The following is a 23,943-nucleotide window of genomic DNA, read 5'->3' as shown; positions in this document are numbered from 1 at the left end:
GCTCTCCTATGCCGTGCGACTCCCGGGCCGCCGACCTGAACGACGGCTCGGCAGATAGACCAGCGCCTCGGTACCGACGAAGCGCAGGACGAACGTGATGACCAGGGCCAGCGCGGTCGCGGGCAGGACGGCCAGCCCGAACTGGCCGACGAGCAGCGCGATCAGCGGGATGCGCAGCACCAGGTCGGCGTTGGCGAGGAGCGCGAACCGGATGGTGCGGTCGGCCCAGTGGCGGTGGACGCGCCGGTCGCGGAACAGCAGCTTCTCGATGAGCAGGAAGTTCCAGGCCACGCCGAACTGGTTGGCGACGATCTCGGCGGGGAGGTAGTGCAGCCCCGCCCGGGTCATCGCCCACAGCGCGACGAGGTTCGGCACGAAGCCGGTCAGACCGATCAGCCCGAACACGACCATGCGGGCCAGCGGGTCGGCCGTACGCAGCCCGGCGAGGTGCCGCAGGAAGCGGCGCCCCTCCGCCGCCGTGGACTTGGACTCCCCCGCGAACCGCTCCTGGAAGACGAACGGCACCTCGGTGACCGTGCGCGGACGGCTGCGCACCGCGAGCTCCAGCAGGATCTTGTAGCCGAGCGGCTTGAGCGCGTCCGCGGTGATGTCGCTGCGGCGGATGGCGAAGAAGCCGCTCATCGGATCGCTGATGCCGTGCAGCCGGCGCGGGAACAGGGACTTGGTCAGCCAGGTCGCCATCCGCGACACGGCCACGCGGTAGCTGCCCGCGAGCCCGGCGCGGCTGCCGCCCTTGATGTACCGGGAGGCGACGACGAGCCCGGCGTTCGCCCGCTCACCGGTGGCGACCAACTCCGGGACCAGGGACGGCGGGTGCTGGCAGTCGCCGTCCATGACAACGATCCAGTCCGACCCGGCCGCCTTCATCCCCTCGACGACCGCGCCGCCGAGCCCGCCGACGGGTTCGTCGCGGTGGATGACGGTGACCGGGAACGGACAGTCCTGCGCGGCCTCCTTGATGACCTGCGGGGTGTCGTCGGTGGAGTCGTCCACGAAGACGACCTCGCAGGGCAGCCGGGACGGCACGGACTCGGTGATCTGGTGCAGCAACTGCCGTACGTTCCCGGACTCGTTGAAGGTCGGTACGACGACGGTGACGGCGCCCGGCTCGGGCACTTCGGCGGCTTCGACGGACGGTTCGCCCAGCTCGCCCGGGGCGGTGAATTCGTGGGTCATCGCACGCCTCCGGAGGCGGTCTGGATCTGGCGGATCTCGACGCGGTCGTCGCCGGTGCCGAACACGGCGACCGGCGTCGAGTGCTCCATCGCCGCCCGGACGCCCGGCAGGTCGACCGCGTCCCGCCGTACCGTCGGCGAGGCGACCACGTAGTCGAGGTCCTTCCAGCCGCGCGGCATCGTCTTCGTCACGGCGGGGTCGAGGTCGGCCTTGTAGAACCAGATGGCCCCGAGCCCGGGCTCGTACCCGGCGTGCACGAGGTCCAGCCACAGCGCGTCGTCGACGAGGACCCGGGTGCTCGCCGGGTCCGCGACCTCGGTGGACAGCCACTTGGAGGCGGCCTGGTAGGGCGCGTTGGCGTCGGCGGTGACGGCGGTGCGCGCGCCGTCGTACCAGCGCGGGACGACATAGGCGCAGGCGGCGAGCGCGAGGACGGCCGCGAGGGCGTACCGCGCGCCGGTGACGTACCGCTTCTCCCCCTCGGACCGCCGGCGCCGCAGTACGGCGTGGGCGACGGAGGCCGTTCCTCCGGCGAGGACGAGGGCGAGGAAGGGCAGGGCCTGGATGACGTACATGGCGGGCAGGTAGCCGCTGGGGCGCATGGCGACCAGGGCGAGGATGACGACCGCGCACGAGGGTCCGGCCAGGGCGCGGGCGGTGACCGACCAGCGCCAGGTGAGCAGGAGCAGCAGGCCGCCCGCGAGGCCGCCGACGATGAGGACGCGGTCGTAGTAGAGCCACGACTGCAGGACGCCCCAGGAGCCGGAGCCCTGGTCGAGGATGAAGCCCGAACCGGGCCTGGTCATCTGGTACTTGATGCCGTCCCACAGCGAGACGTGGCCGCTGCCCGGGAACAGCTCGCCCTTCAGCAGCGCGAACAGCGGGTAGGAGAGGCCGATCAGCGCGCAGGCGGTGACGGCGCCGGTGAGGGCGAACTTGCGGGTGTCGCGGTGGCTGTGGCGCCACATGGTGACGAAGACCGCGGGGAGGACGAAGAGCATCGTCTCCTTGGTCAGCACGGCCGTGGCGGCGGCGATGCCGGCGCCGAAGTGGTGCCAGAGGTGACGGCTCGGGGAGGCGGCGAGCGCGAAGGCGAGCAGTGTCCACATCACCGCGAGGTTGTCGAGGAAGATCTCCCGCTGGAGCACGACCGACAGCGGGGAGAGGCCGAACAGGACCATGCCGAGTCCGGCCGCCCAGCGCGGCAGCGACAGGCGCCGGCCGAGCACATAGACCAGGACCGCGCTGACCGCGCTGATGACGAGCATCGCGGCGCGCATGGTGCCCACCGTCATCGAGTCGGGGCTGAGCGCGGCGGGTATCCAGGTCAGCAGGGCTATCTGGATCCAGCCGAGGGGCGGGTGGTCGTACCAGTAGGTGTAGTGGGCGAGTCCCCGGCCCTCCTGGACGGCCCAGGCCTGGGCGAGGTAGGTGCCCTCGTCGTCGCTGAGGGTCGGGTAGTCGGCGATGTTCCAGCCCTGCACGACGAGGATCGCCACGAGGAGCAGGCAGCACAGGATCAGGTCGGGGCGGGAGGAGCGGAGCCGGCTCGGCGGCTCTGTTCGGCTGGTCGAACGCTGCGTAGGGACAGGTTGTCTCTGCGCGGGGACCTTCAAAGTGGTCACCGCGGGAAGGGTGGAGGTCACGCGGGGACGTCCTCTCGGAGGTCTCGGGCCGTTCCGGCACGGGTTTCGGCGTGGTCGAGATGCGCGCCGACGTGGCTGGTCAGCTCCCAGTCGTTACGGCCGCGCTGCTCACGCCATACGGCGCGGACGGCGGCCCCGGCGAGGAGCACCTGGTAGAAGGGACCGCCCGCGATGAGCTTCAGATAGTGGACGAAGCGGACGCGCAGTCCGTACTGCTTGCCGAAGTCGTGCAGTCCGACGACCTCGAAGACGAAGGTGACGAGCGCGGTGACGGCCGGCAGGAAGGTGATGAAGGCGACGCTCACCGGCACGTCGAGGAAGACGGCGATCACGATGTTGAGCGGGATGATCAGCCCGGTGAAGGCCTGCATGAAGGGCGTCATCAGCGTGTAGCGGGCGAGCAACCGCTGCCCGAAGGTGGGCAGTTGCCGCCAGTCCTTCTTCCGGTAGACCTGGAGGAAGCCCTGATTCCAGCGGGTGCGCTGCTTGAGCAGCGACATCAGGCTGCCGGGCGTCTCCTCCTTGGTCACCATGTCGGAGTCGTAGGCGACGACGACCTGCTTGCCGACGCTGGACAGCCGTACGCCCAGGTCGCAGTCCTCGGCGAGGCAGTTCGGGTCCCAGCCGTCGGCTTCCCGCAGCACGTCGGTGCGGACGAAGACGGTGTTCCCGCCGAGCGGGATGAACCCCTTCTGCGCGTGCAGGTGCAGGCGCGAGCGGAACCAGAAGAAGTACTCCAGGCAGTTGCGCAGGCTGTACCAGCTGGAGTGGAAGTTGATCAGCTGGACACCGCCCTGGACGACGTCGGCCCCGGTCGTGCGGAACGCGTGGTCCACGTGCGCGAGGAGCTCCGGGTGGACCTGATCCTCGGCGTCGAAGACCCCGACGACGTCGCCGCGGCAGTGCGGCAGCGCCGTGTTCATGGCCTTCGGCTTGTTCTTCTTCTCGTGGGTGTCGACGACGACCCGGACACGCGGGTCGCGTTCGGCGGCCGCCTCGGCCACCGCCGTGGTCTCGGGGTCGTCGTGCCCCACGATCACGATGATCTCGAAGTCGGTGTGTGTGGACTCCAGCAGCCGCTGGATGGTGTGGTCCAGCACGGCCTGTTCGTGCCGGGCCGGCAACAGCAGCGAGAACGACACGTGCTCGCCGCCGTCCGGTCTGCTGAACCGGGTGGAGGCGAGCACCTCGGGCGTACGCCACGCGTGCATCTGCCACCACAGGGTGAAAGCCGCCATCCAGAACAAGGCCAGCGAGACGACGGCTATGAAAACAGACGTCAGCAACAGATCCCCCCAGATCCCCAATGCCCCCTGTCGCGACGGTGAGTTACACCTGTCGCGTCACTGTGGAGACATTAGGGGGGATCTGTGAAGCGCGCAGGCCCTTTCGGTGAAGAGCGCGTTTCATCACAACGGGCCGCGAGAGTGAACAATTCGAACACAGGTTGCGTAACCGCCCCCTGCGGACTTCCGTTTCGCTGCCGTTTCAGCTGCTCAGCGCGGTTCGCAAGCGGTCCGGATCGGTGGTCGGGGCGTCGCAGGTGAAGTTGCGGCAGACGTATGCGGCGGGTTGTCCCTGCTGCAGAGGCCGGTCGGCGAGGAGCGGGAACTCGTCACTCTCCGGAGTCCCCACGGCCACGACCGCACCCGGAGCGGTGCCCAGAAGTGCCGTACGGTGCAGGGTTTTTGTGCCCTCGTCCGTGAGAGACGGCCCCACGACGGCGACCTCGCGCGGCCCGTCGAGGTCGGCCTCGGCGACGGCCAGACCCCAGCCGATGAACCGGGGCACCCGCGGGCCGAGGGCCTTGACGACGCCCAACGCCTTCTCGGCGGCGGTGCGATGGGGCTCCGCGCCGGTCTGCGCGGCATAGCTCAGCAGGGCACCGGCCGCCGCGCTCCAGCCGGAGGGGGCCGCGTTGTCGGTGGGGTCCTGGGGGCGGCGGATCAACTGCTCGGCGTCGGCTGCGGTGTCGTAGAACGCGCCGGACTCCGCGTCGGCGAAGCGGGCGATGACGTGGTCGAGCAGGAACCCGGCGAACTCCAGCCAGACGCCCTCACCGGTGACGGACGCGAGCGCCAGGAAACCCTCGGCGACGTCGGCGTAGTCCTCCAGCACACCCGCGTTGGCGCCGGCCCTGCCGTCCTTGCTGGTGCGGGTGAGGCGGGCGTGGTCGTCGAGGTGCAGCCGAACCAGCAGGTCACCGGCGCCGAGCGCGGCCTCCACCAGGTCGGGGCGGTCGAAGTAGGCGCCGGTCTCGGCGAGGGCGGCGACCGCGAGGCCGTTCCAGGCGGCGACGATCTTGTCGTCCCGGCCGGGTGCGGGGCGCGTGCCGCGCTGCCGGAGCAACCGCTCATGGATCGAGGCGACCTTCTCGGCGTCGAACAGCCCGTCCTGCTGCGGCAGTTGCAGCACGGACGCGCCCTCCTCGAAGGTGCCCTCCTCGGTGACGCCGAAGTACCGGGCGGCGAGCTCGGCGTCCTCCTCGCCGAGCACCTCGCGCAGCTGCTCCGGCGTCCACACGTAGTACGCGCCCTCGACGTGCCGGCCGGTCCCGTCGTCGCTGTCGGCGTCCAGCGCGGAGGCGAACCCGCCCTCGTCGGTGCGCAGTTCCCGCACCATGAAGTCGGCTGTCTCCAGCGCGACGCGGCGGGCGAGCTCGGAGCCGGTGGCCCGCCACAGGTGGGCGTAGACGCGGCACAGCAGGGCGTTGTCGTACAGCATCTTCTCGAAGTGCGGCACGACCCAGTCGCGGTCGACGGAGTACCGCGCGAACCCGCCGCCGAGCTGGTCGTAGATACCGCCCCGGGCCATGCGCTCGCAGGTGTCCTGGGCCATCTGCAGCGCCCCCTCGGCACCGGTCCGCGCATGGTGGCGCAGCAGGAACTCGATCACCATGGACGGCGGGAACTTGGGCGCGCCCCCGAACCCGCCGCGCTGCGGGTCGTACTCCCGCGTCAGCCCGAGCAGCGCCTGCGCCAGCTCCTCCTCACCGGGAGCCTCACCGCCGCCGTAGGAGATCTCCCGCTCCGCGAGATCCCGGGTGATCTTCCCGGCGACGTCGGCGACCTCGTCCCGCCGGTCCACCCAGGCGCTGCGCACCCCCTCCAGCACCTGCCGGAAGGACGGCATGCCCTGCCGGGGGGCGGGCGGGAAGTACGTGCCGAAGTAGAAGGGCTCGGCGTCCGGGGTGAGGAACACCGTCATGGGCCAGCCGCCCTGGCCGGTGGCCGCCTGGACGGCCTCCATGTAGACGGCGTCCACGTCGGGACGCTCCTCGCGGTCGACCTTGACGCTGATGTAGTGCGCGTTGAGGTAGTCGGCGGTCTCCTGGTCCTCGAAGGACTCGTGCGCCATGACATGGCACCAGTGGCAACTGCTGTACCCCACGCTCAGCAGGACCGGTTTGCCACTCCTACGGGCCTCTTCGAAGGCCTCGGCCGACCACGGCCACCAGTCGACGGGGTTGTCCGCGTGCTGGAGGAGGTAGGGGGACGTCTCGTGAGCCAGTCGGTTCGGCATGGGGTCCATCCTGCCGCAGTACCCGCCCGGGCAGGTCACCGCCACACGCCGCACCGCCACCCGCCCCGCACGCCCGCCCCGCCCCCTCCCCACAGCGCCCCATCCACAGCACACTTGACCAGGAACGCCGTTGCCGCCGGAGGGGGACGTGACATGCGGGACAGCCATCGGGCCGAGGCCGAGCGGCTGTTGGGCCGGGCCGTGGAGGAGGAAGTGCGGCGCTCGGGCGGGCGGGTCGACGGGCCGGTGCTGCTGTCGCGGGCGCGCGGGGCGCTGGACGCCATGGCGACGGCGGCGGCCGAGGAGTACGAGGCGTATACGCGGGCGCTGGACGAGGCGGAGGCCGGCCGGCTGACGTTCGGGCAGCGGTTCGCGCGGGAGGGCGGCGCCACGCCGCTGATGGTGGCGGGCGTCGCGGCGGTCGCGGCCGCCGTGTCCGACCTGGCGCTCGGCACCGGCGCGGGCACCGCGCTGGGCGCGGGCGTGACCGTCGGTGTCGTGGGCGCGGCGGCGACGGTCGTGAAGGTCGCCGGCACGCATCTGCCCGCCGCCCACCACCGGGCGGGCGCCGTCGGCCAGCCCGGCGGCCCGCAGCAGCTGCGGCTTCAGTGGCTGACGGCGCTGGAGGTACGGGGCATCCGCCCGTACCTCGACCAGCAGCGGGTGCTGAGCGTGTCCACCGGCCCGAAGCAGTCCGGGCCGCGGCTGCGGGGCGCGGACAAGAGCGCGGCGGCCCGCGGCCGGAGCGTGCTGGAGCAGTCGTTCGGTCAGCTCCCGGAGCCGATGGGCCCGTTCGCTGGCCGACGGCAGGAGATGACCCGGATCCGGCAGTGGGTGCAGGCGGCGCGGGCGAGTACGGAGACGAAGCCGACGGTCGTCGTCCTGCACGGGGCGCCCGGCGGCGGCCGTACGGCACTGGCGGTCCGTGCCGCCCATGATCTGAAGGACCAGTTCCGCGGGGCGTGCGTGGTGGATCTGCGCGGCGACACGACGGAGGAGGCACCGCTGTCGACGAGGGACGCGCTGCTGCATCTGCTGAACCGTTTGGGCGCCCCGCGCGAGCAGCTCCTGTTCCGTGAGCGTTCGTCGGCGGACCAGCAGGTCAAGCGGCTGAGCGAGCTCTACCACCAGCACCTCGCCGGCCTGCCCGTCACGGTCGTCCTGGACGACGCCTCGGACGCGGCACAGGTCCGCACCCTCGTCCCCGAGCGCTCCGACAGCCTGGTCCTGGTCACCGCCCGCGAGCCCCTCGACCTGCCCGCCGATCTCGCCGCCCGGGTGCACCAGTTGCCGGTCGAGCCCCTGGACGCGGCCGGCGCGGAGGAGCTGCTGAGCGCGGCGGCGGAGGATTCCTCGGCGCCCTACGACGCCGAATCCGCCGACCTGATCCGGCGGTTGTGCGGCGGACTGCCACTGGCGCTGCGCATCGCGGGCTCGTCGCTCGGCCCGCGTTCACCGCGCACCCTGGCGACCGACCTCGGCGCTTACGGCCCGGTGGAGCCCGTCGAGCGGGTGCTGTGGCTGCGCTACACCGACCAGTCGGAGGCGGCCCGGCGCCTGCTGCGCAGACTGGCCCTGGCCGGGCGCGCCTCGCTGGGCGCGGCAGCGGCGGCGGCGCTCCTGGCCACCGACGAGGCCGAGGCGACGCGCCACCTTCAGGCCCTGTCCCGGTCCGGCCTGATCGACCAGGTCCGCGGCAACCGCTACCGCCTGCACGACCTGGTCCGCGCCTTCGCCCACGCCCGTCTCCTCGACGAGGAGGAGGCGGCGGAGCGTACGGCGGCGCAGGAGCGGCTGATCGTGAACTACGCCGACCTCGCGGAGTCGGTGCTGCGTCTGGTCGACGGCAACATGTCGACCCGCTCGGACCGCTTCAGCCCGCACGGATTCACCTCGCTGGACGACGCGCTGCGCTGGCTCGACGACGAGTCCAGCTTCATCACGGCGGCGCTGCGGCACGCGGAGGACGTCAACCAGGCGGCCGTCCTGAGCCTGCTGGGCGCCCTGTGCGACTACTGCCTGCTGCGCGGCGACCTCTACCGCCTCGGCGAGATCAGCGAGCTCGCCCAGGCCGTGGACCAGGGCCTGCTGGTGCGCTCGGTGCAGTGGCGCACCGGCATCGCGGCCCGCCAGCTCGGCGAGCTGGACAAGGCCCGCACGACCCTGACCTCGGTGGTCGACCTCTATATGGAGGCCCACCACGACGCCGGCGCGGCCCGCGCGCTCTGCTCCCTCGGCATCACCCTGCACCACCAGGGGAACCTCACCGAGGCGGTGGCCAAGCTCCGCGAGGCCCTCGACCTCCAGTCACCGCCCCAGCTGGCGACGGACCGCGCCTGGACGATGCACGCGCTGGCCGCGGTGGAACGGGACCGGGGCCGCGTGCCGGAGGCGATGGCCCTGCTGACCGAGTCCCTGGTCCTGCACCGCGCCGGCGAGTCCGTGCACGGCGAGGCATGGGCCCACTTCCAGCTGGGCCAGCTGAGCCTGCGCAGGGGCGACGTGCCACGCGCGGAGTCCGAACTGCGCGAGGCCCTCGAACTGTACGGCCGTACCCGCGACGCCCGCGGGGAGGCCTGGGCGATGACCCAGCTGGCCCGTGCCCGCCTGGTCGCCGGCGACCCGTCCACGGCGGTGGACGGACTGCGGCAGGCGGCCGCCCGCCATCGCGACAACGAGGACGCGCGCGGCGAGGCCTGGTCCGTCTACTACCTGGGGCAGGCCCTGGAGGAGACGGGCAGCCTGGACGTCGCGGTACGCGAGCTGGAGCGTTCCCGCACGATGTTCTCCCGCATGCAGGACGTCTACGGCCTCGCCTGCGCCCGGCACCACTCGGCCCGCGTGACCCGGGACCAGCGGGCCGTCCAGACCGGCTCCCTGAAGAACTCCGGCTTCGCCCGTCAGCTCCTCGTGGACGCCCGCGCCAACTTCCAGCGCATCGGGGTCGCCCACGGCGAGGCGTGGACCTGCCTGGAACTCGCCGTGGTGGACGCCGGGAACGCCCGCACCCCGCAGGCACTGGCGCTGTGCGACGACGCGGTGGCGTTGTTCACGTCGTACGGCGACCGAAGAGGCGAGGACTGGGCCCGCTTCCTGCGCTGCACCTTGCTGCCGTACGCGGCGCCGGGCGGCGTCGAGGTCGGCACGGCGGTGGCCCAGGAGGAACTGGCACAGCTGCGCCGCGACGGGCACGCGCTGCGGGACGGGAAGCTAGGCGACTACCTGGAGGCGTACCAGCTGCTGCTCGAACGCGGTGTGGACCTGGAGGCCGGGTGGCAGGCTTGGCGCTTGGGCATGGTGCCTGACCGGCACGCGCGGGAGGTCATGGGGGTGGCGGTACCGGTGGGGGACGTGCAGGGGTGAGGGCTTTCCGGCACGGGTGGGCTCTACGCCGGGTGCGGGACGGAGGGGGACATGGCCGTTCCTGCGCGGCTGTCGCCGTATCCGCGACCGCGCGCCCACGATGAGCACGGAGGGCCATGCGGCCCGCGTCCTCGGTCGCCTCCTCGGCTGTCTGGACGCCCACCGCCCCGATCCGGCCGCCCCGCCCGTGCTCGCCAACCGGGAGGGCCAGTACCTGCACCTGGTCGGCCACTCCTTCGGCTGCCGGTTCCTGTGCGAGGCCGCACAGTGGGCGGCGGGTGACGAGCCGCTCACCCTGGGGTGGAGTACGCCCCGGCCGCACGATCGGCCCTTCACCGTGGACTCGATGCTGCTGTTCCAGATGGCCGCCCCGCGCGACGCCTTCGCCGCCACTTTCACCGCGCTCGCCGAGGCACCGGTGCGCGGGCCGGTCGTCGCGACCTACTCGCCGCACGACCGTGCCACCGGCTTCTGGCACGTGCGGGCGGAACGGCGGTCCGGCATCGGGTACGCGGGTATCGGGACCGCGCCCGTACCGGTCTCGTCGATCCGGACGCTGCCGCCGGACGAGCCGTATCCGCTCTCCGCCCTCGACCACCGGTTCGTCAGCGTCGACGCCAGTGACCTCTTCGTCCGCGGGGCCGGCCTCGCCGGCGCGCACTCGGACCACCTGCGGCCGGAATCCGCCCATCTGCTGTTGTCCCTGGCCGACCACTGCCGGTAAGCACTCAGGGGGTGCTGACCCTCAGTCCTCGTACGGATCCACGAGCCGGATCGGCCGGCGGACCGCCTCCAGCACCTCCGGCGGGAAGTTGGCCCCGGGGACGTAGTAGCGGGCCTTGGTGTTGCCCACTGCCTCCAGCAGACCCGCCTCGGTCAGGGCGCGAACATCGCGCACCGCCTGCTGGTTGCTCAGGTTCTCGGCGCGCTGGTAGCGGGCGCGGCGGACGCGGCCGGCCAGGGCGGCGGCGTGGAGAGCGGTGACCTGGCGTTCGTCGATGCCGTGGTGCTCCGCGTACTCGGTGAGGTCGATCCAGCAGCGGTTGGACCGGGTGATGCGGTGCTGAACCGACTGGGACTGCTGGTGGTAGGCGAGAAGGTTGAAGCGGATCCAGGGGGCGGTGTCCCGGTCGGGGGACCACTCCTTGCCGCCTACGCGGCTGAGGATCTTGTAGTACTCCCAGGTGTTGACCGGCGCCCCCAGCCAGGACTCGATGGACGAGAACTCGGGGGCGAGAACACCGCCACGCGCGATGAGGAGCGTCTGGAGCGAGCGGGACATACGGCCGTTGCCGTCCGCCCAAGGGTGGATCTTGACCAGGATGAGATGGGCCATGGCGGCGCGGACCAGCACATGGCCGTTCGGATCGCTCTCGTTGAGCCAGGTGACCAGCTCGTCCATCAGTGCGGGGATCCGGTCCGCGTCGGGAGCGACATACGCGGCCTCCTGCGGCCTGCCCGGCTCGTTGATCCACACCCCGTCCCTGCGCCACTGGCCCGCGAGCTTGCGGGGGTGGTGATGCCCCTGGAGCATCCAGTGCAGGGCGTTCAGCAGCGACTTGGAGTACGTGAAGTCCGCGACGTCGTGGAGCGACTGGACGTACGTCATGGCGTGCTGGTACGCCAGCGTCTCCGCCTTGTTCTCCTCCGACGCGGCCACTTCCAGCTCGCCGTCCAGAAGATCCTCGGCATCGACGGAATCGACCTTGTAACCCTCGATGGTGTTGGAGCCGGCGATGGCCTCGGCGGTCAGCGTCTTACGCAGCCCCGCCGTCCACTTGGTGGGCGTCTGCAGGACCTGGTGCCGCAGCTCATGGCGCATCTTGTCGATGCTCTCCAGCACTTCGCGGTCCTTCGAAGCGAGGGCAGGGGTGCGATACAGCATGACCCCATGATACCCACAGGGCATCACGAAATCATGCCGTCATCGCATCGCCTCGCCTCGCCGTCAGCCCTTCGTGGCCGCGTCCTCCGACACCCCGGTCTCCGCCTTCGGATCCGGAGCCTCCTTGAAGTCGACCTTGCTCATGTGGCGGTTCATCGACTTCATCAGACCCCAGACCGCCAAGGCCATCACCGCGAAAACGATGAAGCCGAGGACGCCGGGGGTGACCTTGTCCTCGTCCACCTCCTTGGCGAGGGTGGCGAGCTGTGTCATTGCCAGGCTTGCGCTTGCGCTCATGTCAGGCATTGTCGCGGATGCCCGCAAAGAGGTCGTCCTCGGGGAGGGAGGTATCGACGAGGGACTTCGCCAGCTCGTACTCCTCCGTCGGCCAGACCTCCCTCTGGAGCTCCAGCGGCACCCGGAACCAGCCGCCGTCGGGGTCGATCTGCGTGGCGTGCGCGATGAGCGCCTTGTCGCGGATCTCGTAGAAGTCACCGCACGGAACATGCGTGGTCAGCGTGCGCTGCTTCATCCCGAAATCGTCCCAGCGCTTGAGCCAGTCCCCGTACGGGGACTCCAGGCCGCGGTCGAGCATGGCCTGGTGCAGCGCCTCGGTGCGAGGGCGGTTGAAGCCCTGGTTGTAGTAGACCTTCTGCGGCTGGTACGCCGGGCCGTACTCCGCCTCCGGGTACTTCTCGGTGTCCGCCGCGCCCTCGAACGCCACCATCGAGATCTTGTGGGTCATGATGTGGTCGGGGTGCGGGTAGCCGCCGTTCTCGTCGTAGGTGGTGATCACCTGCGGACGGAACGAACGGATCTGCTTCACCAGCTCACCGGCCGCCTTGTCGACGTCCTCCAGTGCGAAGCAGCCGTCGGGGAGCGGCGGCAGCGGGTCACCCTCGGGCAGTCCGGAGTCGACGAAGCCGAGCCACTCCTGCTTGATCCCGAGGATCTCGCGGGCCTCGTCCATCTCCTTCTTGCGTACCTCGTGGATGTGCTCCTCGATGTACTTGTCGCCCTGGAGCTTCGGATTGAGGATGGAGCCGCGCTCCCCACCCGTGCAGGTCACGACCAGCACGTCCACCCCCTCGGACACGTACTTCGCCATGGTCGCCGCGCCCTTGCTCGACTCGTCGTCGGGGTGGGCGTGCACGGCCATCAGTCGCAGCTGGTCAGTCAAGACTCAATCCTCGTAAGTCGGCGCCCCCCGGTGTCTTCGAGGGCGAACGGCGGCTTCTATAGTGACCGAATCGGGGGGCGGATAATTCCGGGGTACGGCCCGCAGGCCCCGTTTCGGGACATCGAGTCCCGCCCGGCCGAGAGGACGATCATGAGTACGGCGAGCACGCGGCTGCCCGAGAGCCGCTACGGCCGCTCCTCGGACGAGCGCGCCGACCGCACGCTCAAGGTCGTCGGCGCCGTCCTTGGGACGGTGCTGCTGGCGGTGATCGGCTACTTCGGCTATCACTACGTCGGCCAGAACAAGATCAGCGCCGAGGTGATCGAGTTCGACGCGGGCAAGGACGCGGTGAAGGTGCACCTGGAGGTCCGCAAGGACTCCGGCACCTCCGGCTACTGCACGGTGCGCTCCCAGGCGGAGAGCGGCGCCGAGGTGGGCCGGGCCGACTTCCGCTTCGCCGGCGACGCCACCCGTATCGACAAGGTCGTCACCCTGCGCACGACGTCCCAGGGAACGACGGCCGAGCTGCTCGGCTGCCACGCCGGCTGATCGCCACCGCCGGCAGCGCGACCGCACCGCCGGTCATGCGCCGATCACAGTGACCGAAACCGACCGGCCCTGATCGACACCGACCGGCAGTGTCTGGATTACATACGCGCTGACCTGCGTTGACGTGATTCTGATGGCTTATGTCCTCCCCCTTCGGCCATTGAATTGTTAGGCTCGTGGTTTCGCCCATCCGTGAAGGAACATCCTTCTGGGTAGGGCGATGCTTTGTATTCCCAGTACCTACGAGGAGCACCTGTGACCCAGACCAGCGAGAACGTCACCTGGCTGACCCAGGAGGCGTACAACCAGCTCAAGGCCGAGCTGGAGTACCTGTCTGGTCCTGCGCGCACGGAGATCGCCGCCAAGATCGCGGCCGCGCGCGAGGAGGGCGACCTGCGCGAGAACGGCGGGTACCACGCGGCCAAGGAGGAGCAGGGCAAGCAGGAGCTCCGAGTGCGCCAGCTGACCCAGCTCCTGGAGAACGCCAAGGTCGGCGAGGCGCCGGCGTCGGCGGACGGCGCGGTGGCGCCCGGCATGGTCGTGACGATCGCCTTCGACGGCGACGAGGACGACACCCTGACCTTCCTGCTCGCCTCGCGCGAGTACGCCAGCTCCGACGTCGAGACGTACTCCCCGCAGTCCCCGCTGGGCTCCGGCGTGATCGGCCACAAGGTCGGCGAGGACGCCGAGTACGAACTGCCGAACGGCAAGACGGCCTCGGTGAAGATCCTCAAGGCCGAGCCCTACAACGGCTGACCCCGACCTCGGGACCTCCAGCACCGGCCTTCCACGAGCCCCCGGCCGCCTCCCGGCGCCGGGGGCCTCGTCATGCGGTCGCGGAGCGGTACTTGCGGACCGCGAGGGTGCGGAACACGATGATGATCAGGACCGAGTAGATCAGCGAGGCCCAGACCGGGTGCTGCATGGGCCAGGCGCTGGACTGGGACAAGCCGGGGTCACCAAAAAGCTGGCGGCACGCCTGAACGGTGGCGCTGAAGGGGTTCCAGTCCGCGACGTGCCGAAGCCAAGGGGTCATCTGGCTGGAATCCACGAAGGCGATCGAAATGAACGTCACCGGGAAGAGCCAGATCAGTCCGCCGGAGGTGGCTGCCTCCGGGGTACGGACGCTCAGGCCGATCAGGGCGCCGATCCAGGTGAACGCGTACCCGAGCAGGAGCAGCAGGCCGAAGGCGCCCAGGATCTTCCCGAAGTTGGTCGGCTCCGCAGAGCCGGGCCGCCAGCCCACGATCAAGGCGACGATCGCGAGGACGAGCAACGTGACGGCCGTCTGCACCAGGTCAGCCACGGTGCGACCGGTGAGGACAGCGCCGCGCGCCATGGGAAGTGAGCGGAAGCGGTCGATGAGCCCCTTGTGCATGTCGTCCGCGATACCAGCTCCCGCCCCTGCGGTGGCGAAGGTGACGGTCTGGGCGAAGATGCCCGCCATCAGGAAGTTCTTGTAGACCTGCGGGTCCGTGGTGTTGCCGATCTTCATCGAGCCGCCGAAGACGTACGTGAAGAGGACCACGAACATCACTGGCTGGATGACCCCGAAAAGGATCATCTCGGGAATCCGGGTCATCCGAATCAAGTTCCGGCGGGCGATGACCAGGGAATCGTTCACGGCACTCACTTCGGCTGCCCCTTCCCACCACTCACTCGCTGGCCATGGGCTCGCGGCGAGCTGAATCGAATCGAAGCTCCGTGAACAGGATTCGGGATCCGCGACATCCTGATCAGATTGCGCTTGGCGACGACCATCGAGTCCCGGACGGACTGGCTGAACGGGTTCGCGGCCGGCGCGACCCGCACGGCGTCGGTGACGGCGCTCACTTCGCGGCCTCCTTCTTGTCGCTCTCCTCGTTCCCGACCTCCGCGAGGTGGCCCGTCAGGGACAGGAACACGTCGTCGAGGGTCGGGCGGCGCAGGCCGATGTCGTCGATCTCGATGCCGCGGGTGTCGAGCTCGCGGATGACCTCGGCGAGGAGCTTCGCGCCTCCGGTCACGGGAACGGTGAGCTTGCGCATGTGGGCCTCGACCGTCACGTCGCCCTTGCCGAAACCGCGCAGCACCTCCGAGGCGGGCCGGATGTCGTCGCTCTCGTGCACCACGACCTCGACGCGCTCGCCGCCGGTGCGGGCCTTGAGCTGGTCGGAGGTGCCCTGGGCGATGAGACGGCCGTGGTCGACGACGGCGATGTCGTGTGCGAGGTGGTCGGCCTCTTCGAGGTACTGGGTGGTCAGCAGCAGGGTCGTACCGCCGGAGACCAGCTGTTTGATGACCTCCCAGAGCAGCTGGCGGTTGCGGGGGTCGAGGCCGGTGGTCGGTTCGTCCATGAACATCACGGGTGGGGAGACGACCAGGGCGGCGGCCAGGTCCAGGCGGCGGCGCATGCCGCCGGAGTAGGTCTTCGTGGGGCGGTCGGCGGCGTCGGCGAGGTCGAACTGGGCCAGCAGTTCGTCCGCGCGGGCCTTCGCCGGCTTCGCCTTCATCTGGTAGAGCTGGCCGACCATCTGCAGGTTCTCACGGCCGGTGAGGTACTCGTCGACAGCCGCGAACTGGCCGGACAGGCCGATGGAGCGGCGGACGGCGTCGGGATGCTTGAGGACGTCGATCCCCGCGACGACCGCCGAGCCGCTGTCGGGGCGCAGCAGGGTCGTGAGGCAGCGGACGGCGGTCGTCTTGCCCGCGCCGTTCGGACCGAGCAGGCCCAGGACCGTGCCCTCGGGGACATCGAGGTCGACGCCGTCCAGAGCCCTTACGTCACCGAAGGTCTTCACCAGGCCTTCGGCATAGATGGCGCCTGGCATATGAATCTCCACGTCGTCGGGGAAACTTCGGAAAGCCTAGGTTTGCACTTTTCGTTCCGCCGGGTGGCGGAATCACGAGACACACCATAACGCGATGTATCGCGTCTCACAACGGACTTGCCCGAAGGAGTGACAAGGAGTGACAAGGGTGGCGGGCGGCCGGGTCTCCGGGGCTTCAGCCGATGACGGTGTAACCCGCGTCGCGCAGGGCCCGGCCGACCTCGACGCAGTGCGTGCGGCCCTTCGTCTCCAGGTGGAGCTCGACCTCCGCCTCGGTGAGCCCGAGCCGTGGGTCGGTCCGCACATGGCTCACGTCGAGGACGTTGGCGTCGACCGCCGACAGCACCCCCAGCAGCGTGGCGAGCGCGCCCGGCCGGTCTGTCAGCCGCAGCCGTACGGCCAGGTAGCGGCCCTGCGCGGCCATGCCGTGCCGCAGGACGCGCTGGAGCAGCACCGGGTCGACGTTGCCGCCGGACAGCAGCGCGACGACCGGGCCCTCGAAGGATCCGGGTTCGCTGAGCAGCGCCGCGACGGGGCTGGCGCCGGCCGGTTCGACGACCAGCTTGGCCCGCTCCAGGCACAGCAGCAGGGCGGTGGCGATCTCGTCCTCGGTGACGGTGCGGACCTCGTCGACCAGGTCGCGGACGAGGCGGAACGGCACGTCACCGGGCCGGCCGACCTTGATGCCGTCGGCCATCGTCGCCGGGTTGTCGACGGCGACGGGGTGTCCGGCCGCCAGCGAGGGCGGGTACGCGGCCGCGCCCGCCGCCTGCACGCCCACGATCCGCACGTCGGGCCGCAGCGTCTTCACCGCCGTCGCGATGCCCGCCGCGAGCCCGCCCCCGCCGACACCGACGACGACCGTGCGTACCTCGGGGCACTGTTCGAGGATCTCCAGACCGACCGTGCCCTGGCCCGCGATGATGTCGGGGTGGTCGAAGGGGTGGATGAAGACCGCGCCCGTCTCGGCGGCGTACTCCTGCGCCGCGGCGAGCGTCTCGTCGACCACCTGACCGTGCAGCCGCACCTCGGCGCCGTAGTCCCGGGTGGCGCTGATCTTCGGCAGCGGGGCGCCCTTCGGCATGAACACGGTCGAGCGGACGCCGAGCAGCGACGACGCGAGCGCGACGCCCTGCGCGTGGTTGCCGGCGCTCGCGGCCACGACCCCCGCGGCCCGCTCCTCCGGCAGCAGCCCGGCGATCCGCACATAGGCGCCGCGCAGCTTGAACGAGCCCGTCCGCTGGAGGTTCTCGCACTTGAAGTGCACCGGCGCGCCCACCAGCTGGGACAGGTGCCTGCTGCCCTCCATGGCCGTCACCCGTGCCACGCCCGTCAGCATCTTCTGGGCGCCCCGTACGTCGTCGAGCGTGACGGGAGGCAAGGAGTCAGCCGTGCTGTAGCTCATGACACAAGTCTCGCAGTTCACAGGCGCAAGGCCCTGTTGTGACCAAGCACCGAGATGGGTTTGCGCAGCGCCGGTACGCCCCGGGTCCGGGCCGCGTACCCTGTCCCCCAACCCAGCACCCCCTTCATGAAGTGAGCCTCCGGCCATGCCCACAACACCTGAAATGTCGATGGACATGACGACCGTCGCCGACAGCGGTCTCCTCGACACGCTGCAGCACGAGGTGGCGGTCTTCGCCCGCCGTGCCGAACAGACCCGGCTCGGTGGCGTGGGTCAGGTGCGCAACTCCATGGACCGCGCCGCGTATCTGCTGCTCAACCGCCTCGACAAAGAGGGCCCCATGGGGGTCAAGGCGCTGGCGGCGAGCATGGGGATCGACTCCTCGACGGTCACCCGGCAGGTGGCGCCGCTGGTCGACACGGGTCTCGTCAAGCGCACCTCGCACCCCGAGGACGGCCGGGCGGTGGTGCTCCAGCTCTCCCCGCGCGGGCAGTCGCGACTGGAGGAAGTGCGCTCGTCCCGGCGTCAGTTGATGGCCGAGCTGACGCACGACTGGGCCCCGGAGGAGCGCGAGGCGTTCTGCTCGCTCCTGACCCGCTTCAACACGGCGCTCTCCTCGCGGATGGCGGCGCAGGGGATCTCCGGCGCGGAGACGCCCACGGCGTCCTGAGGGTGATCCGGTCCGGGCTCTTGACCCGGGCCCCCTGCTGGCCTCATATGAAACCGGGTCCGCCTCGTGCGGGGCCCGGTTCCTCGGGGTCGGTCAGGCGGGAGGGACGGTGGGACGACGACGTGTGGTCCAGGACGCCCGCCGGGACCGCGAGTTCAAGGCGTTCGTCGCGGGTGCGGCCGGACGGCTGATGCATGCCGCCACGCTGCTCACCGCCGAGCCACCCGATCGCAACCCGCGCGCGCGGCGCCTGCTGGCGCTGTCCCTGGCGCACACGTACGCGTGCTGGGACGCACTGCGCGGCGAGGACCCGTACGACCGCACCCGCGGCCATCTGGCCACCCACTTCGCCCGTTCCATCTGGCGCCGCCCCCACCCGCACCCCGACAGCCCACTGGCCCGGCTCTCCCCGCAGGAACGCCTGATCGTGGTGCTGCGGCTGTACGAGGGAGTCGCCGAGGAACAGGCGGCGGCGCTGCTCGGTCTGCCCCGGGAACGCGTCCAGACGATCTGCGACCGGGCGACAGCGCATCTGCTGCATCCGCGCGGCGCCCCGCCGGCCGTGCCGGTCGCGAAGGCGGTGTCGCCGTGAAGCGCGCCGAGCGCGAAGCGGCCGCACGCCGGATCATGGAACGCGCGCCGACCCCGGTCCCGCCTGAGCTGTACCCGGAGGTCCTGCGACGCGGGCGTCGCATGCTGCGCCGCAGAAGGGCCACCGCGCGGCTGATGTGGCTGCTCCTGCTCGCGGCCACGGCGGCGTTCGTCATCTGGGCGCTGACGGCCCGCCCCTGGGTGGAGCCGCCGTCGGAGACGACCCCACCCCTGACGGGCTGGTGAGCCGGGAGGGCTAGCCCAGCGCCTGCTGAAGGTCCTCGACGAGGTCCTCGACGTTCTCGATGCCCACGGAGAGCCGGACAAGGTCGGCGGGGACCTCCAGGGCGGAGCCGGCCACGGAGGCGTGGGTCATGCGCCCCGGGTGCTCGATGAGCGACTCGACACCGCCCAGGGACTCGCCGAGCGTGAACACCTTGGCGCGGTTGCAGACCTCGACGGCCGCCTCCTCGCCGCCCTCGACCCGGAAGGAGACCATGCCGCCGAACGCCTTCATCTGCTTGGCGGCGACCTCGTGACCGGGGTGGTCGGGCAGGCCCGGGTAGAGCACCCGCGTCACGCGCGCGTGCCGGGTGAGCATGTCGGCGATCTTCGTGGCGTTCTCGCTGTGCCGGTCCATGCGCACCGACAGCGTCTTCGTCCCCCGCAGCACCAGCCAGGAGTCGAAGGGCCCGGCCACGGCACCCATGGCGTTTTGGTGGAAGGCCAGCTCGTCACCCAGGTCCGGGTCGCCGACGATCAGCGCGCCGCCCACGACGTCCGAGTGGCCGCCCATGTACTTGGTCAGCGAGTGCACGACGACGTCCGCGCCCAGCGACAGGGGCTGCTGGAGATACGGCGTGGCGAAGGTGTTGTCGACGACGAGCTTCGCTCCGGCGTCCCGGGCGATCTGCGCGACGGCGGCGATGTCGGTGATCCCCAGCAGCGGGTTGGAGGGGGTCTCGACCCACACCACCTTGGTCTTCGGGGTGATGGCGGCCCGTACGGCGGCCGGATCACTGGTGTCGGCCACCGACCACTCCACCCCCCACCGCGCGACGACCTTGGCGAACAGCCGGAACGTGCCGCCGTACGCGTCATTGGGGATGACCACATGGTCGCCGGGGCTGAGCAGCGTACGCAACAGGCAGTCCTCGGCCGCCAGTCCGGACGCGAACGCGAGGCCGCGGCGACCGCCCTCCAGGGCGGCGAGGTTCTCTTCCAGGGCGGTCCTGGTCGGGTTGGCGCTACGGCTGTACTCGTAACCGCCGCGCAGCCCCCCGACGCCGTCCTGCTTGTAGGTCGAGACCTGGTAGATCGGCGGGACGACCGCGCCGGTGAGGGGATCGGCGGTGTTGCCCGCGTGGATCGCCAGGGTCTCGAAGTGCTGACTGATGTGCCTGTCACTCATGGGCACCGAGCGTAGTCCGCGAACGAGGGGGATGCGCCACGGCGAGGCGGCGGCGGCCGCGCCCACCGCAACGGGCCGCCGCCGGCGTCCCGCCCGCCGAACCGTCGGCGACACCCGTTGGCCAATTGTCAGCGCCGTCTGGAACGCTTGAGGCATGGAGATTCTCTGGGTCCTGATAGCGCTGGTCATGCTCGGCTTCGTGGTGCTGCCGTTCATGCGGCGCCGACGGGGCATGATCGAGCAGGTCCCGCCGGGCCACCCCGACGCCGCGGACCCGGCGAACTACGGCTTCGTACGCCAGGAGGAGCTGGACGTCCGGATGCCCGGCCCCGACCAGGATTTGCTGGACGTCCTGGACCTGGTGCAGCGCACGCAGGACTACAAGGCGGCCTCTCAGCTCCTCGCCGGCACCGAGACGGAGGGCGAGCTGCGCTGGCAGCGCGTGCAGGCCTTCGCCGGAGCCGCGTCGCTGGAGCTGCAGCAGCGGCCCGGCGGGGTCAGCGAGTCGCCGGGCGGCCAGTGGCTGCGGGTGTGGCGCACCGAGCAGCCCAAGGACGCGGGCGGCGCGGCCGTGCACGCGGAGTTCCTGGTGCAGCAGGCGTGGCGGACGGCGACGCCGGGCACGGACGAGTTCCGGATCATCATGGAGGAGGCCAGGTCGGCCTGCGGTGACGCGGCGCTGCTGGCCCCCGGGGACCCGATCCCGTACATCATCGAGCTGTCGGTGGCCCGCGGACTGGCCTACCCCCGCCCGGAGTTCGAGCAGCTCTGGCTGAAGATCCTGGACCGGGCCCCGGCCCACATGGGCGCGCATCTGGCGGCCCTGCACTACTGGTGCGAGAAGTGGCACGGCTCGCGTCAGCTGGCGTACGACTTCGCGGAGGCGGCTGCGGCCCGCGCGCCCCAGGGCTCCCTGCTCGCCGCGATGCCGCTGTTCGCGGTGTTCGAGCACCTGCCCGAGGTGAACCTGGTCAGCGGCTTCTACCAGAGCGAGGTCGTGACGAAGGCGATACACGGCGCGCTGTTCGCGGTGCACGCGGCCCGCCAGGACGACCCGATGCTGGCGCACGTGCGGCATCTGCTGGTCTTCTTCCTGGTCCGCGGCGAACGCTGGGCGGAGGCCATGGACCAGCTGGTCCACGTCGACGGCCACGTCGGCGCGCTGCCCTGGACGCTCTCCCCGGACCCGGCGGCGGAGTTCGCGGTGTACCGCGCGCTGGCGGTGGCGGGATACGAGGCGAACGGCGGCAGCCCGGCGACGCTCCCGCACTGAGTCCCCTCCGTCCCGCGACCGCCGCGAACCCCCGCGAGGGCGCGGGGCGGAATCTGCGGGACGGAATCTGCGGGACCGGCCGTACGTTGAACGGGGTGCCGCCCGGTTGGGAGGTGCCCCACGAGGAAGGAACCCTCATGCTCTTCGGCCGTACGCCCGTCCTGCCCACCCCCGAGCAGGCACTGCAGGGCCGTCCGGAACCGATCTTCACGGTCCCCGACCACCACACGGTCCTCGGCAACCCGCTGCTCGGCCCCTACCCCGAGGGCCTGGAGACCGCCGACTTCGGGCTGGGCTGCTTCTGGGGCGCCGAGCGCAAGTTCTGGCAGCTCCCGCGAGGCGTGTGGACGACCCTGGTCGGCTACCAGGGCGGCTACACCGAGCACCCCACCTACGAGGAGGTCTGCTCGGGCATGACCGGCCACACGGAGGTCGTCCGGGTGGTCTTCGACCCGAGCGTGATCTCGTACGAGCGGCTGCTGAAGACGTTCTGGGAGGCCCACGACCCCACCCAGGGCTTCCGCCAGGGCAACGACGTGGGCACGCAGTACCGCTCGGCGATCTACACGCACACCCCGGCCCAGGCGAAGACGGCCGAGGCCTCCCGTGAGTCGTACCAGAAGGTCCTCACGGGCTCCGGCTACGGCACGATCAGCACGGAGATCCTCCCGGCTGAGGGCCGCCCCTTCTACCCGGCCGAGGGCTACCACCAGCAGTACCTCGACAAGAACCCGGCGGGCTACTGCGGGATCGGCGGCACGGGCGTCTCGTGTCCGATAGGTGTGGCCAGGGCCGACGGGTGAGCGACGGCGTCGCACCGCCGCGGTTCGGGAACGGCACCGGGTCACCGGTCCAGGCCCGGTCGTCGGGCGGCGGGCGGCCCCGGCTGCTTTCATGGAGGGCATGACCAGCAGAAGTGTCGTCGTGGAGCGGCGCATCGCCGCAGGCCAGGGGCCCGTGTAGGAGTCCTTGACCGATCTGCGGGGCATGGAGCGGTTGCTCAGCGGGGTCACTCGCGTCGACGTGCTCACGGCCGGGGGCTTCGACGTCGGCACGCGGTGGCGGGAGACGCGGCGCATGTTCGGCAAGGAAGCCACCGAGGAGATGTGGGTGACGGCCTGCGAACCGCCCGAGCGCTATGTGGTGGAGGCCGAGTCGCACGGCACTCGCTACGTCTCGGAGTGGCGGCTGCTGGCGGACGGTCCGACGGCGACGACGGTCCGGATGACGTTCACCGGCGTGGCCTCCGGCGGGGTCACGGGCCTGCTCGCCAAGGTTCTGGGCGGCGTGGGTGCCCGGGCGGTGAGCAAAGCCGTCGCGAGGGACCTGGACGACGTCGCCGTGGCGGTCGAGGGACGCAGCCGCTGACCGCACGTCCGGCACCCGTGCACCCCTGCACCCCTGCACCCCTGCACCCCTGCACCCCTGCACCCGTCCACCCCTGCACCCCTGCACCCCTGCACCCGGCCGGCTCGTGCGGGCCGCACCTCACACCTACGCCCCCGAAGCCCCGACGCCGGGCCCAGACCCCGACCCCGAGCCCGCCTTCGTCGCGTCGGCCCCCCAGCTGGCCAGCAGCCGCAAGGCCTCCGCCGAGGGCGACCCCGGCTCCGCGTGGTGCGTGATCAGGACCTGTTCCGTGCCGTCGCCGAGGCGGAACGACTCGAAGTTCAAGGTCAGCTCGCCCACCAGCGGATGCCGCAGGTGCTTGACGCCGTACGTCTTCTCCTTGACGTCGTGTGTGGCCCACAGCCGGCGGAACTCCTCGCTCTTGAGGGAGAGTTCGCCGACGAGGGCCGACAGGCGCGGGTCGTCGGAGTGGCAGCCCGCGTCCATGCGCAGATAGCTGACGATGTCGGACGCCTTTTGGTCCCACTCCACGAACAGCTCGCGGTACTCGGGCCGCAGGAACACCAGCCGCGCCCAGTTCCGCTCCTGCGCCGGCAGCTCCGACCAGTCGCCGAAGAGCGCCGCCGCCATCCCGTTCCAGGCGAGGATGTCCGAGCGCCGGCCCGAGATGTACGCGGGCACGCCGTCGATCGAGGCCAGCAGCTGCCGCAGCGCCGGCCGTACCTGCTCGGGCCGCGCGACCTGCCTCTTCTTGTGCTGCTTCGGCTTCGCGAGGTGCGTGAGGTGCGCGTGCTCGGCGTCGCTCAGCCGCAGCGCCCGGGCGATGGCGTCAAGGACCTCCGCCGAGACGTTCCGCCCGTTGCCCTGTTCCAGGCGGGTGTAGTACGCCACGGACACCCCGGCCAGCTGCGCCAGCTCCTCGCGTCGCAGCCCCGGCACCCTGCGGTGCCGCCCGAAGTCCGGCATCCCGACGTCCTCCGGCTTCAGCCGGGCTCGCCGGGTGCGCAGAAACTCGCTGAGCTCGGCACGCCGGTCGAGGCCGGCACCGGTGTCGGCGGGCCCGGATGCGGATTCGGGGGTTTCGTCCATGC

The 23,943-nt window shown here is 70.9% G+C and carries 22 protein-coding genes and 1 pseudogene; 10 read left to right on the top strand and 13 right to left on the bottom strand.

Translation table 11 applies throughout. The features are described 5' to 3' along the window. Positions 1–6: 6 nt before the first annotated feature. From AQJ67_RS27680 to AQJ67_RS27665, 4 genes are all read right to left on the bottom strand, one after another. Positions 7–1,197 carry a glycosyltransferase gene (locus AQJ67_RS27680; protein ID WP_062722000.1) on the bottom strand — a complete coding sequence of 397 codons (1,191 nt, stop codon included), beginning with the start codon at positions 1,195–1,197 and terminating at the stop codon, positions 7–9. Then, a complete protein-coding gene (locus AQJ67_RS27675) occupies positions 1,194–2,843 on the bottom strand; it encodes an ArnT family glycosyltransferase (RefSeq protein ID WP_062721999.1) in 1,650 nt (549 codons plus the stop codon). Before AQJ67_RS27675 ends, AQJ67_RS27680 begins: the two co-directional genes overlap by 4 nt. Beyond that, a complete protein-coding gene (locus tag AQJ67_RS27670; protein ID WP_062722081.1) occupies positions 2,840–4,129 on the bottom strand; it encodes a glycosyltransferase in 1,290 nt (429 codons plus the stop codon). The genes AQJ67_RS27675 and AQJ67_RS27670 overlap by 4 nt, the downstream gene beginning before the upstream one ends. A gap of 202 nt (positions 4,130–4,331) precedes the next feature. Further along, complete coding sequence (locus AQJ67_RS27665; protein ID WP_062721998.1) at positions 4,332–6,365, bottom strand: thioredoxin domain-containing protein; 2,034 nt, start codon at positions 6,363–6,365, stop codon at positions 4,332–4,334. Between the two features lie 153 nt (positions 6,366–6,518). On the opposite strand from AQJ67_RS27665, the gene AQJ67_RS27660 reads away from it, so the two are divergent. Continuing rightward, positions 6,519–9,728 (top strand): tetratricopeptide repeat protein, encoded by a 3,210-nt coding sequence (locus AQJ67_RS27660; RefSeq protein ID WP_062721997.1) that lies wholly within the window; start codon positions 6,519–6,521, stop codon positions 9,726–9,728. 100 nt (positions 9,729–9,828) lie between these two features. Next, complete coding sequence (locus tag AQJ67_RS27655; protein ID WP_244190614.1) at positions 9,829–10,452, top strand: hypothetical protein; 624 nt, start codon at positions 9,829–9,831, stop codon at positions 10,450–10,452. Positions 10,453–10,473: 21 nt separating this feature from the next. On the opposite strand, the gene AQJ67_RS27650 is transcribed toward AQJ67_RS27655, so the two are convergent. The 3 genes from AQJ67_RS27650 to mca form a co-directional block, all read right to left on the bottom strand. Continuing rightward, positions 10,474–11,613, bottom strand: coding sequence for a Fic family protein (locus AQJ67_RS27650; RefSeq protein ID WP_062721996.1), 1,140 nt, complete (start codon positions 11,611–11,613; stop codon positions 10,474–10,476). Between the two features lie 63 nt (positions 11,614–11,676). Then, complete coding sequence (locus AQJ67_RS27645) at positions 11,677–11,919, bottom strand: hypothetical protein (protein WP_079056208.1); 243 nt, start codon at positions 11,917–11,919, stop codon at positions 11,677–11,679. Beyond that, positions 11,912–12,772 carry a mycothiol conjugate amidase Mca gene (mca, locus tag AQJ67_RS27640; protein ID WP_062721994.1) on the bottom strand — a complete coding sequence of 287 codons (861 nt, stop codon included), beginning with the start codon at positions 12,770–12,772 and terminating at the stop codon, positions 11,912–11,914. The genes AQJ67_RS27645 and mca overlap by 8 nt, the downstream gene beginning before the upstream one ends. Positions 12,773–12,943: 171 nt before the next feature. Between mca and AQJ67_RS27635 the strand changes: the two genes are divergently transcribed. Further along, on the top strand, positions 12,944–13,342 hold the full coding sequence (locus AQJ67_RS27635; RefSeq protein WP_062721993.1) for a DUF4307 domain-containing protein: 399 nt from the start codon (positions 12,944–12,946) through the stop codon (positions 13,340–13,342). Between the two features lie 255 nt (positions 13,343–13,597). Then, positions 13,598–14,098, top strand: a complete 501-nt coding sequence (greA, locus tag AQJ67_RS27630; protein ID WP_062721992.1) for a transcription elongation factor GreA — start codon at positions 13,598–13,600, stop codon at positions 14,096–14,098. Between the two features lie 70 nt (positions 14,099–14,168). Here the strand turns inward: greA and AQJ67_RS27625 are convergent, their stop codons facing one another. The 4 genes from AQJ67_RS27625 to ilvA all read right to left on the bottom strand — a co-directional run bounded on the left by AQJ67_RS27625 (position 14,169) and on the right by ilvA (position 17,557). After that, on the bottom strand, positions 14,169–14,975 hold the full coding sequence (locus AQJ67_RS27625) for an ABC transporter permease (RefSeq protein WP_062721991.1): 807 nt from the start codon (positions 14,973–14,975) through the stop codon (positions 14,169–14,171). Further along, positions 14,972–15,175, bottom strand: coding sequence for an integral membrane transport protein (locus tag AQJ67_RS50790; protein WP_079056207.1), 204 nt, complete (start codon positions 15,173–15,175; stop codon positions 14,972–14,974). The genes AQJ67_RS27625 and AQJ67_RS50790 overlap by 4 nt, the downstream gene beginning before the upstream one ends. Continuing rightward, positions 15,172–16,152: an ATP-binding cassette domain-containing protein gene (locus AQJ67_RS27620; protein ID WP_062721990.1), complete on the bottom strand. Its 981-nt coding sequence runs from the start codon at positions 16,150–16,152 to the stop codon at positions 15,172–15,174. Before AQJ67_RS27620 ends, AQJ67_RS50790 begins: the two co-directional genes overlap by 4 nt. A 175-nt stretch (positions 16,153–16,327) precedes the next feature. Then, a complete protein-coding gene (ilvA, locus tag AQJ67_RS27615) occupies positions 16,328–17,557 on the bottom strand; it encodes a threonine ammonia-lyase (RefSeq protein ID WP_062721989.1) in 1,230 nt (409 codons plus the stop codon). A 163-nt stretch (positions 17,558–17,720) separates the two neighbouring features. Here ilvA and AQJ67_RS27610 point away from each other — a divergent pair, with 163 nt between their 5' ends. The 3 genes from AQJ67_RS27610 to AQJ67_RS27600 all read left to right on the top strand — a co-directional run bounded on the left by AQJ67_RS27610 (position 17,721) and on the right by AQJ67_RS27600 (position 19,064). Beyond that, entirely contained in the window at positions 17,721–18,227 is a 507-nt protein-coding gene (locus AQJ67_RS27610; protein WP_079056206.1) for a MarR family winged helix-turn-helix transcriptional regulator, read from the top strand. Between the two features lie 109 nt (positions 18,228–18,336). After that, positions 18,337–18,819: a sigma factor-like helix-turn-helix DNA-binding protein gene (locus AQJ67_RS27605; RefSeq protein ID WP_062721988.1), complete on the top strand. Its 483-nt coding sequence runs from the start codon at positions 18,337–18,339 to the stop codon at positions 18,817–18,819. Next, complete coding sequence (locus AQJ67_RS27600; protein ID WP_062721987.1) at positions 18,816–19,064, top strand: hypothetical protein; 249 nt, start codon at positions 18,816–18,818, stop codon at positions 19,062–19,064. The genes AQJ67_RS27605 and AQJ67_RS27600 overlap by 4 nt, the downstream gene beginning before the upstream one ends. A 10-nt stretch (positions 19,065–19,074) precedes the next feature. Here the strand turns inward: AQJ67_RS27600 and AQJ67_RS27595 are convergent, their stop codons facing one another. Beyond that, positions 19,075–20,229 (bottom strand): cystathionine gamma-synthase, encoded by a 1,155-nt coding sequence (locus AQJ67_RS27595; protein WP_062721986.1) that lies wholly within the window; start codon positions 20,227–20,229, stop codon positions 19,075–19,077. Positions 20,230–20,383: 154 nt separating this feature from the next. Here AQJ67_RS27595 and AQJ67_RS27590 point away from each other — a divergent pair, with 154 nt between their 5' ends. The 3 genes and pseudogenes from AQJ67_RS27590 (at position 20,384) to AQJ67_RS27580 (ending at position 22,870) form a co-directional block, all read left to right on the top strand. Beyond that, a complete protein-coding gene (locus AQJ67_RS27590) occupies positions 20,384–21,502 on the top strand; it encodes a hypothetical protein (protein ID WP_062721985.1) in 1,119 nt (372 codons plus the stop codon). A gap of 137 nt (positions 21,503–21,639) precedes the next feature. Next, complete coding sequence (gene msrA, locus AQJ67_RS27585; protein WP_062721984.1) at positions 21,640–22,305, top strand: peptide-methionine (S)-S-oxide reductase MsrA; 666 nt, start codon at positions 21,640–21,642, stop codon at positions 22,303–22,305. 100 nt (positions 22,306–22,405) lie between these two features. Then, positions 22,406–22,870: pseudogene (locus AQJ67_RS27580) on the top strand (SRPBCC family protein). Between the two features lie 126 nt (positions 22,871–22,996). On the opposite strand, the gene AQJ67_RS27575 reads toward AQJ67_RS27580, so the two are convergent. Beyond that, a complete protein-coding gene (locus tag AQJ67_RS27575) occupies positions 22,997–23,941 on the bottom strand; it encodes a helix-turn-helix domain-containing protein (RefSeq protein WP_062721983.1) in 945 nt (314 codons plus the stop codon). Positions 23,942–23,943: the final 2 nt, after the last annotated feature.

It is taken from the genome of Streptomyces caeruleatus (genome assembly GCF_001514235.1).
GTDB classification, from domain to species: Bacteria; Actinomycetota; Actinomycetes; order Streptomycetales; family Streptomycetaceae; genus Streptomyces; species Streptomyces caeruleatus.
Note: the sequence above shows the minus strand (reverse complement) of the source record. Positions and strands in the feature narration are given on the sequence as shown.

Coding starts and splice junctions, on each gene's coding strand:
- AQJ67_RS27620 (WP_062721990.1), bottom strand. CDS start 16,152: ATGCCAGGCGCCATCTATGCCGAAGGCCTGGTGAAGACCTTCGGTGAC.
- AQJ67_RS27660 (WP_062721997.1), top strand. CDS start 6,519: ATGCGGGACAGCCATCGGGCCGAGGCCGAGCGGCTGTTGGGCCGGGCC.
- AQJ67_RS27650 (WP_062721996.1), bottom strand. CDS start 11,613: ATGCTGTATCGCACCCCTGCCCTCGCTTCGAAGGACCGCGAAGTGCTG.
- AQJ67_RS27680 (WP_062722000.1), bottom strand. CDS start 1,197: ATGACCCACGAATTCACCGCCCCGGGCGAGCTGGGCGAACCGTCCGTC.
- AQJ67_RS27595 (WP_062721986.1), bottom strand. CDS start 20,229: ATGAGTGACAGGCACATCAGTCAGCACTTCGAGACCCTGGCGATCCAC.
- AQJ67_RS27655 (WP_244190614.1), top strand. CDS start 9,829: ATGAGCACGGAGGGCCATGCGGCCCGCGTCCTCGGTCGCCTCCTCGGC.
- msrA (WP_062721984.1), top strand. CDS start 21,640: ATGCTCTTCGGCCGTACGCCCGTCCTGCCCACCCCCGAGCAGGCACTG.
- AQJ67_RS27665 (WP_062721998.1), bottom strand. CDS start 6,365: ATGCCGAACCGACTGGCTCACGAGACGTCCCCCTACCTCCTCCAGCAC.
- AQJ67_RS27590 (WP_062721985.1), top strand. CDS start 20,384: ATGGAGATTCTCTGGGTCCTGATAGCGCTGGTCATGCTCGGCTTCGTG.
- AQJ67_RS27635 (WP_062721993.1), top strand. CDS start 12,944: ATGAGTACGGCGAGCACGCGGCTGCCCGAGAGCCGCTACGGCCGCTCC.
- AQJ67_RS27610 (WP_079056206.1), top strand. CDS start 17,721: ATGTCGATGGACATGACGACCGTCGCCGACAGCGGTCTCCTCGACACG.
- ilvA (WP_062721989.1), bottom strand. CDS start 17,557: ATGAGCTACAGCACGGCTGACTCCTTGCCTCCCGTCACGCTCGACGAC.
- AQJ67_RS27645 (WP_079056208.1), bottom strand. CDS start 11,919: ATGCCTGACATGAGCGCAAGCGCAAGCCTGGCAATGACACAGCTCGCC.
- mca (WP_062721994.1), bottom strand. CDS start 12,772: ATGGCCGTGCACGCCCACCCCGACGACGAGTCGAGCAAGGGCGCGGCG.
- AQJ67_RS27575 (WP_062721983.1), bottom strand. CDS start 23,941: ATGGACGAAACCCCCGAATCCGCATCCGGGCCCGCCGACACCGGTGCC.